General features: G+C 63.9%; 17 protein-coding genes and 1 pseudogene. 7 read left to right on the forward strand and 11 right to left on the reverse strand.

Features of this window, described 5'->3' with window-relative positions:
* Positions 1–256 precede the first annotated feature (256 nt).
* Positions 257–1036 (forward strand): helix-turn-helix transcriptional regulator, encoded by a 780-nt coding sequence (locus CAG22_RS26415; protein ID WP_085593411.1) that lies wholly within the window; start codon positions 257–259, stop codon positions 1034–1036.
* A 126-nt stretch (positions 1037–1162) separates the two neighbouring features.
* On the opposite strand, the gene CAG22_RS29055 is transcribed toward CAG22_RS26415, so the two are convergent.
* From CAG22_RS29055 to CAG22_RS26435, 5 genes and pseudogenes are all read right to left on the reverse strand, one after another.
* Positions 1163–1930: a methyl-accepting chemotaxis protein gene (locus tag CAG22_RS29055; protein WP_371033815.1), complete on the reverse strand. Its 768-nt coding sequence runs from the start codon at positions 1928–1930 to the stop codon at positions 1163–1165.
* Between the two features lie 90 nt (positions 1931–2020).
* A pseudogene (locus CAG22_RS29060) lies at positions 2021–3106 on the reverse strand (sensor histidine kinase); the annotation flags it as partial.
* A gap of 168 nt (positions 3107–3274) precedes the next feature.
* A complete protein-coding gene (gene cueR, locus CAG22_RS26425) occupies positions 3275–3685 on the reverse strand; it encodes a Cu(I)-responsive transcriptional regulator (RefSeq protein ID WP_085593413.1) in 411 nt (136 codons plus the stop codon).
* The gene (locus CAG22_RS26430; protein WP_085706489.1) at positions 3682–6081 is read right to left on the reverse strand and encodes a heavy metal translocating P-type ATPase; all 2400 of its coding nucleotides are present in this window, start codon (positions 6079–6081) and stop codon (positions 3682–3684) included. The genes cueR and CAG22_RS26430 overlap by 4 nt, the downstream gene beginning before the upstream one ends.
* A gap of 52 nt (positions 6082–6133) precedes the next feature.
* A complete protein-coding gene (locus CAG22_RS26435; protein ID WP_046616857.1) occupies positions 6134–6520 on the reverse strand; it encodes a hypothetical protein in 387 nt (128 codons plus the stop codon).
* A gap of 145 nt (positions 6521–6665) precedes the next feature.
* Here CAG22_RS26435 and CAG22_RS26440 point away from each other — a divergent pair, with 145 nt between their 5' ends.
* Positions 6666–6863 (forward strand): heavy-metal-associated domain-containing protein, encoded by a 198-nt coding sequence (locus tag CAG22_RS26440; RefSeq protein ID WP_015268835.1) that lies wholly within the window; start codon positions 6666–6668, stop codon positions 6861–6863.
* Positions 6864–7057: 194 nt separating this feature from the next.
* A complete protein-coding gene (locus tag CAG22_RS26445; protein WP_085706490.1) occupies positions 7058–8239 on the forward strand; it encodes a multidrug effflux MFS transporter in 1182 nt (393 codons plus the stop codon).
* On the opposite strand, the gene CAG22_RS28860 is transcribed toward CAG22_RS26445, so the two are convergent.
* A complete protein-coding gene (locus CAG22_RS28860) occupies positions 8190–8387 on the reverse strand; it encodes a hypothetical protein (RefSeq protein WP_075044510.1) in 198 nt (65 codons plus the stop codon). The two genes, CAG22_RS26445 and CAG22_RS28860, sit on opposite strands and share 50 nt — an antisense overlap.
* A gap of 488 nt (positions 8388–8875) precedes the next feature.
* Between CAG22_RS28860 and CAG22_RS26455 the strand changes: the two genes are divergently transcribed.
* Positions 8876–9589, forward strand: a complete 714-nt coding sequence (locus CAG22_RS26455; protein WP_013970739.1) for a helix-turn-helix transcriptional regulator — start codon at positions 8876–8878, stop codon at positions 9587–9589.
* 31 nt (positions 9590–9620) lie between these two features.
* Here CAG22_RS26455 and CAG22_RS26460 read toward each other — a convergent pair whose 3' ends face one another.
* The 5 genes from CAG22_RS26460 to CAG22_RS26480 form a co-directional block, all read right to left on the reverse strand.
* Complete coding sequence (locus tag CAG22_RS26460) at positions 9621–10568, reverse strand: adenosine deaminase (protein ID WP_085706491.1); 948 nt, start codon at positions 10566–10568, stop codon at positions 9621–9623.
* An 86-nt stretch (positions 10569–10654) separates the two neighbouring features.
* On the reverse strand, positions 10655–11341 hold the full coding sequence (locus tag CAG22_RS26465; protein WP_085706492.1) for an SDR family oxidoreductase: 687 nt from the start codon (positions 11339–11341) through the stop codon (positions 10655–10657).
* A 371-nt stretch (positions 11342–11712) separates the two neighbouring features.
* A complete protein-coding gene (locus tag CAG22_RS26470; RefSeq protein WP_085693464.1) occupies positions 11713–12297 on the reverse strand; it encodes a YigZ family protein in 585 nt (194 codons plus the stop codon).
* 9 nt (positions 12298–12306) lie between these two features.
* A complete protein-coding gene (locus CAG22_RS26475) occupies positions 12307–12969 on the reverse strand; it encodes a TetR/AcrR family transcriptional regulator (protein WP_003257076.1) in 663 nt (220 codons plus the stop codon).
* Positions 12970–13059: 90 nt separating this feature from the next.
* The gene (locus CAG22_RS26480) at positions 13060–13977 is read right to left on the reverse strand and encodes a LysR family transcriptional regulator (RefSeq protein ID WP_025337589.1); all 918 of its coding nucleotides are present in this window, start codon (positions 13975–13977) and stop codon (positions 13060–13062) included.
* A 118-nt stretch (positions 13978–14095) separates the two neighbouring features.
* Here CAG22_RS26480 and CAG22_RS26485 point away from each other — a divergent pair, with 118 nt between their 5' ends.
* The 3 genes from CAG22_RS26485 to CAG22_RS28660 form a co-directional block, all read left to right on the forward strand.
* Complete coding sequence (locus CAG22_RS26485) at positions 14096–15442, forward strand: aspartate aminotransferase family protein (protein ID WP_085706493.1); 1347 nt, start codon at positions 14096–14098, stop codon at positions 15440–15442.
* A gap of 73 nt (positions 15443–15515) precedes the next feature.
* Positions 15516–17009, forward strand: coding sequence for a CoA-acylating methylmalonate-semialdehyde dehydrogenase (locus CAG22_RS26490; RefSeq protein WP_023662877.1), 1494 nt, complete (start codon positions 15516–15518; stop codon positions 17007–17009).
* Between the two features lie 217 nt (positions 17010–17226).
* Positions 17227–17453 (forward strand): hypothetical protein (locus CAG22_RS28660; protein ID WP_218191951.1); only part of this gene is annotated, 227 nt, incomplete at its 3' end.

The following is a 17453-nucleotide window of genomic DNA, read 5'->3' on the forward strand; positions in this document are numbered from 1 at the left end:
GGGGTTGATTTCGATCTGTGCGGCGGGTGGGCAGGGGGTGACCGTCATCGTCGAGCGCTGAAGCCACGCCTTGTGGGAGCGGCCTTGCGTCGCGAAAGGGGCGCGAAGCGGCCCCGGGGTTTCAGCGTCACAGTAAAAATTGTTGGGGCCGCTTTGCGGCCCTTTCGCGACACAAGGCCGCTCCCACAGAGACCGCGCCTGACTTGACCACGAATCAGCTGTTAGGCTTGTCTGGTCAGAACTACAAGAAACCGCCATGCCGATCATCGGACACCCCCGCGCCATCCCGGCGCTGGACTACCTGCCCAGGCCACTCTATGCCCGTGCCGAAAGCCTCGGCGCCGGCTCCTGGACCACCCGCCACCAGCACGACTGGGTGCAGTTCTCCTACGCCATCAGCGGCGTTCTCGGGGTGTATACCCACGAAGGCAGCTACTTCGCCCCGCCCCAATGGGGCGTGTGGATACCAGCCGATGCCGAACACGAGGTGGTCACCTCGATGCAGGCCGAAATGCGCAGCCTTTACGTGCGCCGGGATGCCTGCCCGTGGGCACCGGAGCAATGCCGGGTACTGGAAGTGACCCCGCTGGCGCGCGAACTGATCAAGCAGTTCTGCCTGTTCCCGGCCGACTACCCGGAGGGTGACAGCGCCGAGGCGCGGCTGGTGGCGGTGCTGCTCGACCAGTTGCGCATGCTGCCCGAGGTCGGTTTTTCGCTGCCACTGCCACGGCACCCGAGGTTGCTGGCGCTGTGCAATGGTCTGATCGCTGCACCGGACCAGTCGCAGACCTTGCAGCAGTGGGCGCGAGAGCTGGGGTGCTCGGAGAAGACGCTGATGCGGCTGTTCCAGCGGGAGACGGGCTTGAGTTTTCGCAACTGGCGGCAGCGTATGCGGCTGTTGTCATCGTTGGCGTTGCTGGAGGCAGGGGAGAGTGTGACCGAGGCGGCGTTGGGGTGTGGGTATGACTCAACCTCGGCTTACATTGCGGCGTTCAAGCAGTTGTTCGGCGCGACGCCGGGGGAATTGAGGCTTTAGTGATTGGTCGCCTGTGCCGGCCTCTTCGCGGGCGCGCCCGCTCCCACAGGACCCCAATGCACTCAGGGCCTGTGCAGTACCTGTGGGAGCGGGTTCACCCGCGAAGAGGCCGGCGCAGGCAACACATCAGGTACGGAACCTGCGCACCAGCGCATCCAGCTCATTGGACAACCCGGCCAGGCTCTCCGAATCCATCCGCGCCGCCTGGGCCAGTTCGGCCACCAGTTGCGCATCGCCGTGAATCTGGCTGATGTGCCGGTTGATGTCCTCGGCCACCTGGTGCTGCTCTTCGGCCGCCGTGGCGATCTGGGTGTTCATGTCGCGGATCACATCCACCGACTCGCGGATCTGCCCGAAGCTGTCACGGGCCAGGCCGATGCGGCTCACCGACTGCTGCGAAACCTCCAGGCTGGCGTGCATCTGTGCGGCTACTTCGGCAGTGCGGCTGGCCAGGTTGCCCAGCAGGCCGTCGATCTCGGCGGTGGAGTCGGCAGTGCGCTTGGCCAGCGCCCGCACCTCGTCGGCAACCACGGCAAAGCCACGGCCCTGTTCGCCGGCACGGGCCGCTTCGATGGCGGCGTTGAGCGCCAGCAGGTTGGTCTGCTCGGCAATCGAGCGGATGGTGCCGAGGATCGACTGGATGGCGTTGCTGTCACGCTCCAGCTGCTGGATCGACTGCGCCGACTGCTCGATCTCCTGGCTCAGGCGATCGACGCTATGTACCGCGGCATCGATCTGCTGCTGGCCTTCGCGGGCCTGTTGCTGGCCACTGTCGGCCGACTGCGCCGCCTGGCTGCAGGAACGTGCCACTTCGTTGGCAGTGGCGACCATTTCGTGGAAGGCGGTAGAGACCATGTCCACCGCTTCGCGCTGGCGGCCTGCGGCTTCGGCCATGTCGCTGGAAACGCGGGTCGAGCTGCTGGAGGTGCTGAGGATCTTGCTGGCGGCAGCACCGATGTGCTGGATCAGGCTGCGAATGGCACCGAGGAACTGGTTGAACCAGCTGGCCAGTTGCGCGGTTTCGTCGCGGCCACGGATTTCCAGGTTGCGGGTCAGGTCGCCCTCGCCCTGGGCGATATCTTCCAGGCCGCTGGTGACGCTGTTGATCGGGCGCACGATCAGCTTGGCGAAGGTGGCACCGACCACGGCGAACAACGCAGCCAGTACCAGGGCCACCACGCCGATCAACCAGGTCAGGCGGGTGGTGGTCTGCATCACTTCGCTTTGTTCGATCAGGCCGATCAAGGTCCAGCCCAGCTGTTCGTCCGGGTAGATGTTGGCCATGTAGCGCACGCCATTCAGCTCCACTTCGGCCAGCCCCTTGCCGTGCTTGGCCAGCTCGGCGTAGCCGTCGCCAAAGCTCGCCAGTTGCTTGAAGTTGTGCTTGGCGTCACGAGGGTCGACCAGTACGTTGCCGTTGTTTTCCACCAGTAGCACGTAGCCGCTTTCGCCCAGCTTGATCTGCTGGACGATCTCGGTGAGGCCTTTGAGCGAGACGTCGACGTTGACCACGCCGCCGGGGTTGCCCAACTGGTTGGCGACGGTGCGCACGGTGCTGACCAGCACGGCGTCGTCGGCAGCCCAGTAGTAGGCGCCGGTACGCAAGGTCTTGCCGGGGTTGGCCATGGCCAATTGGTACCAGGGGCGGGTGCGCGGGTCGTAATTGACGAACTTCTGCCCGGCCGGCCAGCCGACATAGCCACCGTCATTCACCCCGTAGGACAGGTACGCATAGCTGGGATGCGTGGTGGCCAGGCGGGTCATGAACTCCAGCAGCTTGCTGGCCTGGTCGCCCAGTTCATAGGACGGGGTTGCGCTCATGTACTTGTTCAGTTCGCTACCCGTGGCGGCGACCATCGGCTGCGCAGCCAGGTACTCGACGTTCTGGTTGATGCCCTGGAAGAAGATGTTCATCGCGTTGCTGACCTGGCGGATTTCCCGGCTGCTGCCATCGAGGAATCCGTCGCGGGCTTCGCCACGCAGGTTGAGGACCACCAGGGTGGCCACAAGGACGATGGGCAAGCCGGCGATGACCGCGAATGCCCAGGTCAGTTTCTGTTTGATGCTCATCGACGCTCCCGGATTTTTTATTTTCGATACACGAGGCAGGTAACAATTGCATCGGCAGCATCCGGGTTTAATGTAGGGAAACGCCCGTATTTATTGGATAAAGTCGCAGTTGGTGACTATTCGGTCGTGTTTGGACGTATATGGCATACCAAAGGGTTGCGGGGTGGCTCAGTGACAGCAGCCGCCCGCAGCGCCATTGGCCAGGTCCTTCAGGATCGGGCAGTCCGGGCGCTCGTCTCCCTGGCAGTGCGAGACCAGTTCGCCGAGGGTGTCGCGCAGGCTCACCAGCTCTTCGATGCGCCGGTTCAGTTCAGCGATGTGCTGCGTGGCCAGCGCCTTCACATCGGCGCTGGCGCGCTGGCGGTCCTGCCACAAGGTCAGCAGCTTGCCAACTTCTTCGAGGGAAAAGCCCAGGTCGCGGGAGCGCTTGATGAAGGCCAGGCTGTGCAAGTCTTCCGCCTGGTACAGGCGGTAGCCGCTGTCGCTGCGCGTGGCGGGCTTGAGCAGGCCGATGGACTCGTAGTAACGGATCATCTTGGTGCTGAGCCCGCTGCGGCGGGCGGCCTGGCCGATGTTCATGGAGCCTCCTGGGTGTTGCTGGTGGGTTTCCACGCCTTGAGCCACAGTGCGTTGCTCACCACGCTGACGCTGGACAGGGCCATGGCGGCGCCGGCCAGTACCGGGTTGAGGTAACCCAGCGCGGCCAGCGGGATGCCGATCAGGTTATAGATGAACGCCCAGAACAGGTTCTGCCGGATCTTCGCATAGGTCTTGCGGCTGATCTCCAGGGCGGCCGGTACCAGGCGTGGGTCGCCGCGCATCAGGGTGATGCCGGCGGCCTGCATGGCCACGTCGGTACCGCCCCCCATGGCAATGCCGATATCGGCGGCGGCCAGCGCCGGCGCATCATTGATGCCATCACCGACCATGGCGACCACGCCATCCTGCTTGAGTGCAGCCACGGTCGCGGCCTTGTCGGCCGGCAGCACTTCGGCATGCACGTCGTCGATGCCCAGGGCATCGGCCACCACTTTGGCACTGCCGCGGTTGTCGCCGGTCAGCAGGTGGCTGCTGATGTGTTGCGCGTGCAGGGTATCGATCGCCTGCGCGGCGCCGGGCTTGAGGCTGTCACCAAAGGCGAACAGGCCCAGCACCCGCGGCTGCGCGCCGCGTTCGATCAGCCATGACAGGGTGCGCCCCTCGGCTTCCCAGGCCTGGGCCTTGGCGGCCAGGTCGCCGGGTGGCAGGGCGCTTTCATCGAGCAGGCGGCGGTTGCCCAGGGCCAGCTCGCGGCCTTCCACGCGCCCGGCAATACCACGCCCGGTCAGCGACTGGCTGTCGGCAACGCCAGGCACGTCCAGGCCCTGTTCGGCACAGGCGTCCAGTACCGCCTTGGCCAGCGGGTGTTCGCTGCCGCGCTGCAGGGCACCGGCCAGGCGGTGCAGGTCGGCGCTGCTGCCCACCTGCGCCTGGCTGTGGACAACGCGTGGGCTGCCGGAGGTGAGGGTGCCGGTCTTGTCGAACACCACACGGTTGACCGCATGGGCGCGCTCCAGGGCTTCGGCGTCCTTGATCAGGATGCCATGGCGGGCGGCGACCCCGGTGCCGGCCATGATCGCAGCGGGTGTGGCCAGGCCGAGGGCGCAGGGGCAGGCGATGACCAGTACCGCGACGGCATTGATCAGCGCGGTTTCCAGCGGCGCGCCGGCCAGCCACCAACCGACCAGGGTGATCAGCGCCAGTACCAGCACGGCCGGGACGAATACCTGGCTGACCCGGTCGACCAGCTTCTGGATCGGTGCCTTGGCCGCCTGGGCGTCTTCCACCAGGCGGATGATGCGTGCCAGCACGGTTTCGGTGCCCAGTGCGTGGGTGCGTACCAGCAGCCGGCCTTCGCCGTTGATGGCGCCACCGGTGACGCTGTCCCCTGGCTGCTTGGGCACTGGCAGGCTCTCGCCGCTGATCAAGGCTTCATCGGCATGGCTGCTGCCGTCTTCGACCACGCCATCGACCGGGAAGCGCTCGCCGGGTTTGACCAGTATCAGGTCGCCGAGGCGCAGTTGGGCAATGGCCACGTCTTCTTCCCGGCCATCGACCAGGCGCACGGCCCGTTCCGGGCGAAGGGCCTCGAGGGCACGGATGGCGCTGGCGGTCTGGCGCTTGGCACGGCTTTCCAGGTACTTGCCCAGCAGCACCAGGGCAATCACCACGGCCGAGGCTTCGAAGTACAGGTGAGGGGCCATGCCTGCGGGGGCCTGTGCCCACTGGTACAGGCTCAGGCCGTAGCCGGCGCTGGTGCCCAGGGCCACCAGCAGGTCCATGTTGCCAGTACCGGCGCGCACGGCTTTCCAGGCGGCCACGTAGAACCGCGCGCCGAGAATGAACTGCACCGGCGTGGCCAGCAGGAACTGCACCCACGCTGGCAACATCCAGTGCACGCCAAACGGCTGCACCAGCATTGGCACCACCAACGGCAGGGCGAGCAGCAACGCTGCGCCGACCGCCAGGCGTTCGTTACGCAGGCGGTGCTGGGCAGAGTTTTGGTCGTCCCTGGCGGTTTGCGGCAGGCTGGCGCTGTAGCCGGCCTTTTGCACGGCGTCGATCAGCAGGTTGTCGTCGAGGGCCGCGAGCACTTCGAGGTGCGCGCGTTCGCTGGCCAGGTTGACGCTGACCTGTTCAACCCCCGGCAGCTTGCCGAGGGCGCGCTCTACGCGGCCGACGCAACTGGCGCAGGTCATGCCGCCAATCTGCAGTTCGACGGTGCGGGTGGGCACGCCATAGCCGGCTTCGCGTACGGCGTCGACCAGCGCGGGCAAGCTGTTGGCCGGGGCCTGGACCCGGGCCTGTTCGGTGGCGAGGTTGACGCTGACCTGTTCAGCGCCGGTGACCTTGCGCAGGGCGCGCTCGACCCGGCCGGCACAGCTGGCGCAGGTCATGCCGGAGATCGGCAGGTCGTATGTGGTGGATGCGGGCATGGCTCTCCTCCTTGGACAGGCCTCCAGCATCAACCTTGCCACGCAGGTAAGGTCAATAGCCCAGGCCGGCTCGCTTCAACTCCAGCCCATATTGCCCCATGGCGATGCGGTATTTGTTGATCTGGCCCGCCTGCAGGTTCAGTCGTGTGCTGCGTTGGTCCTCGACACCCGCGGCGCAGCCGGGCATTTGCCCGGGCAGCAGGCGCAGGCGCACGTCCACCGGGCCGGGCGGCAGGTTGAACGAGGTGGACTGCTCCTGGAACACGCGCCCGGAGAGCTGGTCGTTGAGGTAGATGCCGATTTCGCAACTGGTGGCCACTTCCAGGCGCTCCCGGGAAATGATCAGCACGCTGTAGTCCGAGTTGCCCTCGGCACTGGCCGGTGGCACTGCAGCCAGCGTGCTCAATAGCCCGACGACGCCCAATGCTGCCCTGAACATGAAGAATCTCCTGCTTGCGTGATCATCAAAGGCGCAGCTTGGCCGACGCGCGCGCGGATTTCCACCCCGGCTGTTGTCGGCAGATCTTGACCTTGCCCCGATGGCAAGCTTGAGACTCGTGGAAAACCTGAAGGAGGTAACCCCCATGCAAGTGTTCAATGTACAAGGCATGACCTGCGGCCATTGCGTGAAAGCCGTGACCCGGGCGGTGCAGGAGCAGGATGCCGCGGCCAAGGTGGAGGTCGACCTGGCGGCCAGGCAGGTACGGGTGCAGAGCGAGTTGGCTCAGGAGCAGATCCTCACGGCCATTCGCGATGAGGGTTATCAGGCCGACGTAGCCTGAACACTTGCCTGTGGGAGCGGGCGTGCCCGCGAACACCGGCACCGCCGGTGCCATCCACCGCGCGTCCTGATTCGCGGGCACGCCCGCTCCCACAGGGACCGCGGCAGCCCTTGGGTTTGTTGCAAATGTTTTCATGTCGATAGGGCCCACTGCAGGTAGAATCGGGCACTTGCTTAGCCTGCTATGGATTCCAGATGAACCTGCGAATGGTGCTCATCCTGGGCGCACTCAGTGCGTTCGGGCCCTTGGCGATCGACTTCTACCTGCCCGCCTTCCCGGCCATGGCGCAGGCGTTCGCCACCGATGAAAAACACGTCCAGGCCACCTTGGCCGCCTACTTCCTTGGCCTGTCCATCGGGCAACTGGCCTACGGGCCGGTGGCTGACCGCTTTGGCCGACGCAAGCCGCTGATGTTCGGGGTGACCCTGTTCACCCTGGCGTCACTGGCCTGTGCCTATGCTCCCAACCTCGACACCCTGGTGCTGGCGCGTTTCGTCCAGGCATTGGGCGGTTGCGCCGGGATGGTGCTGTCGCGGGCCATCGTCAGTGACAAGTGCGACCCGGTGGCTTCGGCCAAGGTGTTTTCGCAATTGATGCTGGTCATGGGCCTGGCGCCGATCCTGGCACCGATGCTGGGCGGGGTGCTGGTAAACGTGGCCGGCTGGCAATCGATCTTCCTCGCCCTGAGCCTGTTCAGTGCCGGCTGCCTGCTGGCGGTCAGCCTGGGCCTGCCGGAAAGCCTGCCCGAGCACATACCGCGGCAACCGCTGTCTGGCGCCTTGCGCCAGTACTTGCGCCTGCTCGCTGACCGGGTGTTCGTCGGCCATGCCCTGACCGGTGGTATCGCCATCGCCGGCATGTTTGCCTACATCGCCGGTTCACCTTTCGTGTTCATCAAGCTTTACGGCGTGCCGGCCGAGCATTACGGCTGGTTGTTCGGCACCAATGCCGCCGGCTTTATCCTGGTGGCGCAGGTGAACGCACGCTTGCTGGCCAAGCGCGGGCCAGCGTTCCTGCTGGCGCGTGCGGTGTGGGTGTACCTGGCTGCGGGCCTGGCGTTGCTGGGCGTGGCGGCACTGCGGCCAACACAGCTGTGGCCACTGCTGGTACCGCTGTTCGTCTGCATCTCCAGCCTCGGCTGCATCATCCCCAACGCCTCTGCCTGTGCCATGAGCGGGCAGGGCGCGCGGGCTGGCAGTGCCTCGGCGCTGATGGGCTGCCTGCAGTTCAGCGTCGCCGCCGGCGCAGCGGCGCTGGTCGGGCTGCTGCATGATGGCAGTGCGGTGCCGATGGCGCTGGTGATCAGCCTGTGCGGGGCGCTGGTGGTCAGTGTCGCGCTGCTGACCCGACGCTTGCCGGCCAAGGCTCCCGCATAAGCGGGTGAGGTGCCTGCAGGCGGGTTTCCAACGTGGCGACGAAGGCACGCGCCTCGGCCTCGCTGCGGAAACTGACCACGTGTTGATCGAGCTGGACCTGCCAGGGGCAGGCGGGGTTTCGGCTCGACGCACTGACGACAATTTTCATCGCGGCATACCTCCAAAGGGGGGAGAGCGGATGAAGTGTAGCGCTGCACCTTCTGCCTGCCATGACCTGAATCAGTGTCCTGACTGACGGTCGGCAAGAACGTTTTCCACATGTTTTTTCCTGCGTGGGGTGCAATGCCCGCAAGCACGTGGAACCTTCGCTTTGGCTTGCGCTACTTGTGGAAATTGGTTGTCGGCCGCGTCCGAAGTTGCATCCGGTGTTTTTTCCGCCCGTCGTTCTCGTGCTCCTGCCATGTGTGCCGGGCTGCTTGCCCGCGCGGTCCGGGCAGCTTTCACGCACTGTTTCACTGCTTGCCATGGGTAGGCATACCCAGTGGTTTTTTGCCGGTGGTGCCACTGTGCAACGCTGCCTGAATGGCGTTTTTTGCGGCTTATACTGGCGAACCAGGCCAGTGCCAGCGAGAGGCGCTTCCCTGCCAGGGGTGGCCATCGCATCCACACAGTGAACTTGCAGGGAGTTACAGGGACATGAACGCAGCCAGCAGTATCAGCCAGATTGCCAGCCTGATGGCCGACCCCAAGCGCAGTGCCATGTTGTGGGCATTGATCGATGGCACGCCGCGGCTGGCCAACGAGCTCGCGGTAATGACAGGCCTGACCTCGTCATCGGCCTGCGCTCACCTTTCGTTGTTGTCATCGGCCGGTTTGCTCCGGCACGAAGCGCGGGGGCGCAAGCGCTACTTCCGGCTGGCCACCCCGCAAGTTGGGGCAGCGGTGGAGGCGCTGGCCAGTGTCCAGTTGGAGAGCGCCAGGGGGGAGCGGGCCAAGGCGCCGGTATCACCGCTGCCCATGTCGATACGCAGGGCGCGTCGCTGTGGCGATCACCTGGGCGGGGAACTGGCCGGCGAGCTGTATCACCGTCTGGTGGTGGCCGGCTGGCTGGAGGGGAGTGGTCGACAGCTGATGGTAAGCGAGGAGGGGCGGACGCAGTTGGCTTTGGTCGGGGTCTACATCGATGCCTTGGCGCCGCATCAGCAACGTGGCTGCGTGATCTGCCGCTGTACCGAGTGGAACGACCAGGGGCCGCACCTGGGTGGCGTACTGGGGCAGGCCTTGTTCCGGCTGTTCCTGCAATCTGGCTGGATGCGCGAGGCCGAAGACTCGCGGGCATTGCATATCTCTGCGTTGGGTATCCAGCAGATCAATCGCATTGCCCGCGTGCCGACGTTGCAGGTCGGTTGACCGCGACACCGTCATGTCGCGGTCAGGTCATTCAGGCCAGCCGGGCATCCAGGCTGTTCTGGGCCAGGCGACGGGCCTGGTCTTCGGTCATGCCCAGGTGGGTGTTCAGGGCGTGGAAGTTTTCGGTGACATAGCCACCGAAGTAGGCCGGGTCGTCAGAGTTGACCGTGACCTTCACGCCGCGCTCGAGCATGTCGAGGATGTTGTGCTGGCTCATGTGGTCGAACACGCACAGCTTGGTGTTCGACAGCGGGCACACCGTGAGCGGGATCTGCTCGTCGATGATGCGTTGCATCAGGCGCTCATCCTCGATGGCGCGCACACCGTGGTCGATACGCTTGACCTTCAGCAGGTCCAGGGCTTCCCAGATGTACTCGGGCGGGCCTTCCTCGCCGGCATGGGCAACGGCGACCAGGCCTTCACTGCGGGCGCGGTCGAACACACGCTGGAACTTGCTCGGTGGGTGGCCCATTTCCGAACTGTCCAGGCCAACGGCGATGAACGCATCGCGGAACGGCAGGGCCTGGTCGAGGGTTTTCTGTGCCTCATCTTCGCTGAGGTGGCGCAGGAAGCTGAGGATCAGGCCGCTGCTGATGCCCAGTTGCTCGCGACCGTCCTTGAGCGCCTGGTTGATGCCGTTGAGCACCACTTCGAAGGGGATGCCGCGGTCGGTGTGGGTCTGTGGGTCGAAGAACGGTTCGGTGTGGATCACGTTCTGCGCCTTGCAGCGTTGCAGGTAGGCCCAGGTCAGGTCGTAGAAGTCCTGCTCGGTGCGCAGCACGTCGGCGCCCTGGTAATACAGGTCGAGGAACTCCTGCAGGTTGTTGAAGGCATAGGCACCGCGCAAGGTCTCCACATCGGCCCAGGGCAGGGCGATCTTGTTGCGCTCGGCCAGGGCGAACAGCAGCTCGGGCTCCAGCGAGCCTTCCAGGTGCAGGTGCAGTTCGGCTTTGGGCAGGGCGTTCAACCAGTCATACATGGTGGGTCATCTCGATCAGGTACGGTTGCCGCCATTCTACAGAGCCTGGCCGGGCATTGCGCACGGCCAGGCTGCGACCTGGTGAATCACCAGACCAAGGGTTCGCCCTTGTAGTTGATGAAGCGCAGGCCGCCGTTGCCGCTTTGCGCCTTGATCTGATCAAGCATGCCGCGGGTGCTGGTCAGCACGTCGATCTCGGCGTTTTCACCGCCCATGTCGGTTTTGACCCAGCCCGGGTGCATGGCCAGCACGCACAGGTCGGGGCGTTGTTGCTCGACGACGAAGCTGTTGATCATCGAGTTCAGGGCCGCCTTGCTGGCCTTGTACAGGCAGATTTCGCCGCCATCGGGGATGGTCACGCTGCCCAGGATCGAGCTCATGAAGGCCAGCACGCCGCTGCCTTCGCGTACCTGGCCGACCAGGCGGCGGGCCACGCGGATCGGCGCCACGGCGTTGGTCATGAACAGGTCGCCGATGTCCTTGTTCTGTACCGCCTCCAGGTCCTGCGGCAGGGGGCCCATGACCCCGGCGTTGACGAATATCAAGTCGAACACTTGGCCTTGCAAGCGTTGCTTCAGGCCATCGAGCTGGGCCGTGTCGTTCATTTCCAGCTGTTCGATGCGCACGCCGGATACATCCGCGAGGGCGCCGGGCTGCTGCGGGTTGCGCACGGTGGCGGTGATGTTCCAGCCGTCTTCTTGCAGGCGTTGCACCAGGCCCAGGCCCAGCCCGCGCGAGGCCCCGATGATAAGTGCGTTTTTTGCGTTAGCCATGTGGATGCGCTCCGTGATCGGTTGGCAAAGAAAGGTATTGAGGATAATGCACTGTGATGCCGGGCGCCTTGTCGTAGGTTGTACGAAAAATCACCAGTTGCCTCAGGCCCTTGTGCAGCGTGGTCTTCGGCTTGTTGGCGCACGGGTTATCCACAAGCTGGTCCACAGTTATTGTGTGCAAGCGCAGATGGCTGTGCAGGGCTACGCAGGCTGTGGGCCTGGGGATAACGTCAGGAGCATCAACGGTTTGCGGCTGTCATCAAATGGTGATCAAAATATGATCAAGGCTCTGCAGCCCTTGAGTAATGCCGCCTGCAAGCGAGTGCCCCAAGCTTATCCACAGGCCGGCCCACAGTTGTTGTGGGCAATGTTCAGCGTGCTTCGAGCAGAATGCGCCCGCGGCTCAAGTCGGCCAACTGCTGCTGCAGTGGCGTCAGGTGGGCGTCACCCAGTGCAATCAACAGGTCCACGCCATTGGCGGTGAACTGCTCATCCAGGACCAGGCCGTCAACCTCCGCCAGGCGCAGCTTCACAAGCGCCAGTTCGCTGAAACTGCAACTGCAGGTGAATTCGCTGCGCTGCACCAGCAGCCGCTTGGGTGCCTGTTGCAGGCACTTGTTGGCACCGCCGCCATAGGCCCTGGCCAGGCCGCCGGTGCCCAGCTGGATACCGCCGTACCAGCGGATCACCAGCACTACCACCTGGTCGCAGTCCTGCGCTTCGATGGCCGCGAGGATTGGCCGCCCCGCGGTACCGCCAGGTTCGCCGTCATCGCTGCTGCGGTACTGGGCGCCAAGCTTCCAGGCCCAGCAGTTGTGGGTGGCGGCCAGGTCGCTGTGGCGTTCGATGAAACTCATCGCGTCGGCGGCACTGCTGATCGGCCCGGCAAGGGTGATGAAGCGGCTTTTGCGGATTTCCTCGCGGTATTCGCAGAGGTCGAGCAGGGTAGAAGGCATAAATGACGATCAGGCAGCCGGCTTGATGCCGCAGCCCTTCAGAATGATATGGATAAGATTGTTGCTCGCGTCTTCCATGTCTTGCTTGGTCAGGCGGCTGCGGCCGGTGACCTGGCAGATCTGGGTGGCGAAGTCGGCGTAGTGCTGGGTGCTGCCCCACAGCAGGAAGATCAGGTGCACCGGGTCGACCGGGTCCATCTTGCCGGCTTCGATCCAGGCCTGGAACACCGCGGCGCGGCCGCGGAACCATTCGCGGTAGTCGGCACTGAAGTACTCGCTCAGGCAGGTGCCGCCGCTGATCACCTCCATGGCGAAAATCCGCGAGGCTTGCGGGTTGCGCCGGGAGAACTCCATCTTGGTGCGGATGTACTGGCTCAGCGCTTCGCCCGGGTCGTCGTCGACGCTCAAGGCGTTGAAGGTGCTGTCCCACAACTCGATGATGTTGCTGAGCACGGCAATGTACAGGCCCAGCTTGTTGGTGAAGTAGTAATGCAGGTTGGCCTTGGGCAACCCCGCCTTGAGGGCGATGGTGTTCATGCTGGTGCCCTTGAAACCATGGCGGGCAAACTCGTCTTCGGCGGCCTGGATAATGGCCTGTTCGTTCTTCTGGCGGATGCGGCCCGCGGGCTTGCCCGAGGCGGAGAGGCGATGCGCAGGGACTTCTAGGGTCATGGACGATTCCGTACGGGTCAGTGGCTGCGGCTGTCGGACAAGATTACCTGCCTGTGCCGAAGTGACAAGCGTTTGCGGCACAGACTGGCATCAGCGTGTCGCAGCCAGGCTTTCGAGGAAGCTTTCCAGCACCAGGTTTGGCCGCCGGCCCTTGCGCGTTACCCAGCTCAGGCTCAGGTCATAGAAGCGTTGCCGGGGCTTGAGGGCACGCAAGCGACCTTGCTGCACCCAGAACGTGGCGTAGTGGTCTGGCAGGTAGCCGATGTAGCGACCGGTAAGGATGAGAAACGCCATGCCTTCGCGGTCCGAAGCACTGGCCGTGCAGTTCAGCGCCTGGTAATGCGCCTGGATTTCGGCCGGCAGGCGGAAGGTGGGGGTGATGGCTTCCTGGCTGTTGAGGCGGTCGTCGTCGATCTGCTGGTCATCGGCATAGAACAGTGGGTGGCCGACCGCGCAGTACAGCAGCGAGCGCTCGCTGTACAGCGGCTGGTACTCGAGGCCCGACAGCGGGCTGGTCTGTGGCACCACGCCGACATGCAGGCTGCCATCGAGCACACCATGCTCGACCTGGCTGGGCGCGATCATGCGGATCTGGATGCGCACATCGGGGCCGCGGTCCTTGAGCTCGGCCAGGGCATGGGTAATGCGCATGTGCGGCAAGGTCACTAGGTTGTCGGTGAGGCCAATGTTCAGCTCGCCACGCAAATGCTGGTGCAGGCCGTTGACCTCGGTGCGGAAGCTTTCCAGGGCGCTGAGCAGCTGCAGCGCCGAATGGTAGACCTCGCGGCCTTCCTCGGTCAGCGAGAACCCGGCGCGGCCGCGCTGGCACAGGCGCAGGCCCAGGCGTTGCTCGAGGTCGTTCATCTGCTGGCTGATGGCCGAACGGCCTATGCCCAGTACGTTTTCCGCGGCCGAGAAACCGCCGCACTCGACGACACTACGGTAGATCTTCAGCAGGCGGATGTCGAAATCGCTGACTTGGGCGAGTGGATCGGGGCGTCGGCTCATTAGTTTAGTCAGGGCCTGTCTGAAGATTAGAAATGTTGGCTTTTTCAGACTTTATCGCCGTGCCAATTTAGCTGCAACAACATCCATCGTTGCCTAATCGTCTTCCGAGGAACCGCCGATGAACATGCCCGAAACCGCTACCGCCGGTATCGCCAGCCAGCTCAAGCTGGATGCCCACTGGATGCCCTACACCGCCAACCGCAACTTCCAGCGCGACCCACGCCTGATCGTGGCGGCCGAAGGCAACTACCTGGTCGACGACCAGGGGCGCAAGATCTTCGATGCCCTGTCCGGCTTGTGGACCTGCGGTGCCGGGCACACCCGCAAGGAAATCACCGAGGCGGTGGCTCGCCAGGTCGGCACCCTGGACTACTCCCCGGCCTTCCAGTTCGGCCACCCGCTGTCGTTCCAGCTGGCCGAGAAGATCACCGAGCTGACCCCGGGCGACCTGAACCATGTGTTCTATACCAACTCCGGTTCCGAGTGTGCCGACACCGCGCTGAAGATGGTGCGTGCCTACTGGCGCCTGAAAGGCCAGGCGACCAAGACCAAGATCATCGGCCGTGCCCGTGGCTACCACGGCGTGAACATCGCCGGTACCAGCCTCGGTGGTGTCAACGGTAACCGCAAGCTGTTCGGTCAGCTGCTGGATGTCGACCACCTGCCTCACACCGTGCTGCCGGTGAACGCCTTCTCCAAAGGCATGCCGGAAGAGGGCGGTATCGCCCTGGCTGACGAGATGCTCAAGCTGATCGAGCTGCACGACGCCTCCAACATCGCTGCCGTGATCGTCGAGCCGCTGGCAGGTTCGGCTGGTGTACTGCCGCCGCCGAAGGGTTACCTGAAGCGCCTGCGTGAAATCTGCACCCAGCACAACATCCTGCTGATTTTCGACGAAGTGATCACCGGCTTCGGCCGCATGGGCGCGATGACCGGCTCCGAAGCCTTCGGCGTGACCCCGGACCTGATGTGCATCGCCAAGCAGGTGACCAACGGCGCCATCCCGATGGGCGCGGTGATCGCCTGCAGCGAGATCTACCAGACCTTCATGAACCAGCCGACCCCGGAGTACGCCGTGGAATTCCCGCACGGCTACACCTACTCGGCCCACCCGGTAGCCTGCGCCGCCGGTATCGCCGCGCTGGACCTGCTGCAGAAGGAAAGCCTGGTGCAGGCCGCCGCCGAGCTGGCGCCGCACTTCGAGAAGCTGCTGCATGGCGTGAAGGGCACCAAGAACATTGTCGATATCCGCAACTACGGCCTGGCCGGCGCGATCCAGATCGCTGCCCGCGACGGTGATGCCATCGTGCGTCCGTACGAAGCGGCGATGAAACTGTGGAAGGCAGGCTTCTATGTACGCTTCGGTGGCGACACCCTGCAGTTCGGCCCAACCTTCAACACCACGCCGCAGGAGCTGGACCGCCTGTTCGACGCAGTGGGAGAAACCCTGAACCTGATCGACTGATCTTTCCGATTCTGATGCCAGGCGCGTGAACACATCGCGCGCCTGCCTCAACCTTCTTTATCTGGAGTTTTGCATGAGCATTGTTCAGCACCTGATCCACGGCGAACTGGTTACCAAGGGTGAGCGCACCGCCGATGTCTTCAACCCGTCTACCGGCCAGGCCGTGCGCAAGGTCGAGCTGGCCAGCCGCGCGACCGTGCAGGAAGCGATCGACTCGGCCAAGGCGGCCTTCCCGGCCTGGCGCAACACCCCACCGGCCAAGCGCGCCCAGGTGATGTTCCGCTTCAAGCAACTGCTGGAGCAGAACGAAGCGCGTATCTCGCAGATGATCAGCGAAGAGCACGGCAAGACTCTGGAGGATGCTGCCGGTGAACTGAAGCGTGGTATCGAGAACGTCGAGTTCGCCTGCGCCGCGCCGGAAGTACTGAAAGGCGAGTACAGCCGCAACGTCGGCCCGAACATCGATGCCTGGTCCGACTTCCAGCCACTGGGCGTGGTTGCCGGTATTACCCCGTTCAACTTCCCGGCCATGGTGCCGCTGTGGATGTACCCACTGGCCATCGCCTGCGGCAACGCCTTCATCCTCAAGCCTTCCGAGCGCGACCCGAGCTCGACCCTGTTCATCGCCCAGCTGCTGCTGGAAGCCGGCCTGCCGAAGGGCATCCTCAACGTGGTGCACGGCGACAAGGAAGCGGTGGATGCGCTGATCGAAGCGCCGGAAGTGAAGGCCCTGAGCTTCGTCGGTTCGACTCCGATCGCCGAGTACATCTACGCTGAAGGCACCAAGCGCGGCAAGCGTGTGCAGGCCCTGGGTGGTGCGAAGAACCACGCGGTGCTGATGCCGGATGCCGACCTGGACAATGCCGTGAGCGCACTGATGGGTGCTGCCTATGGTTCGTGCGGCGAGCGTTGCATGGCCATTTCGGTGGCGGTGTGCGTGGGTGACCAGGTGGCGGACGCCCTGATTGCCAAGCTGGAACCGCAGATCAAGGCCCTGAAGATTGGTGCCGGCACCTCGTGCGGCCTGGACATGGGCCCGCTGGTGACGGCTGCTGCCCGTGACAAGGTGGTGGGCTACATTGATGACGGTGTTGCTGCTGGCGCCAAGCTGGTGGTGGATGGCCGTGGTTTCCGTGTGGCCGGTAATGAGGATGGCTATTTCGTCGGTGGCACCCTGTTCGACAAGGTGACCCCGGAGATGCGCATCTATAAGGAAGAGATCTTCGGCCCGGTGCTGTGCGTAGTGCGTGTGAACAGCCTGGAGCAGGCCATGCAACTGATCAACGATCACGAGTATGGCAACGGCACCTGCATCTTCACCCGTGACGGTGAAGCGGCGCGCCTGTTCTGCGACGAGATCGAAGTGGGCATGGTCGGTGTGAACGTACCGCTGCCGGTGCCGGTGGCCTACCACAGCTTTGGTGGCTGGAAGCGCTCGCTGTTCGGTGACCTGCATGCCTATGGCCCGGACGGTGTGCGCTTCTATACCCGTCGCAAGGCGATCACCCAGCGCTGGCCGCAGCGTGCCAGCCATGAGGCTTCGCAGTTTGCCTTCCCTAGTTTGTAAGGGATGAGCAGAAGCGGGGAGGCCGACAGGCCTCCCCGCTTTGTTTTTTCAGCGATATTGAAGTTTCGTGAAATTAAGGGTTGACGGGGTTTCGAATCCCCTTATAATGCGCCCCACTTCCAGCGACGCCGGAACGACAAACTCCTTGAGATTCAATGAGTTAGATAGTTGAGGCAAAGTTGAAAGGGCTACGATCGAATGATCGGCAGCGGTTGAGATGATGGTTGACAGCGTTTCTAAACGCTGTATGATTCGCCTCCCGCTACGAGAGATCGCAGCGAGTCAAGTGTTTGAAGCTAAACGAGTTTCTCGCAAAAAACTTCAAAATAAACGCTTGACAGCAAATGAGGAAAGCGTAGAATGCGCGCCTCGGTTGAGACGAAAAGCTCTTAACCAAACGCTCTTTAACAAATCGAATCAAGCAATTCGTGTGGGTGCTTGTGA

Source organism: Pseudomonas sp. B8(2017), assembly GCF_002113575.1.
GTDB lineage: Bacteria > Pseudomonadota > Gammaproteobacteria > Pseudomonadales > Pseudomonadaceae > Aquipseudomonas > Aquipseudomonas putida_Z.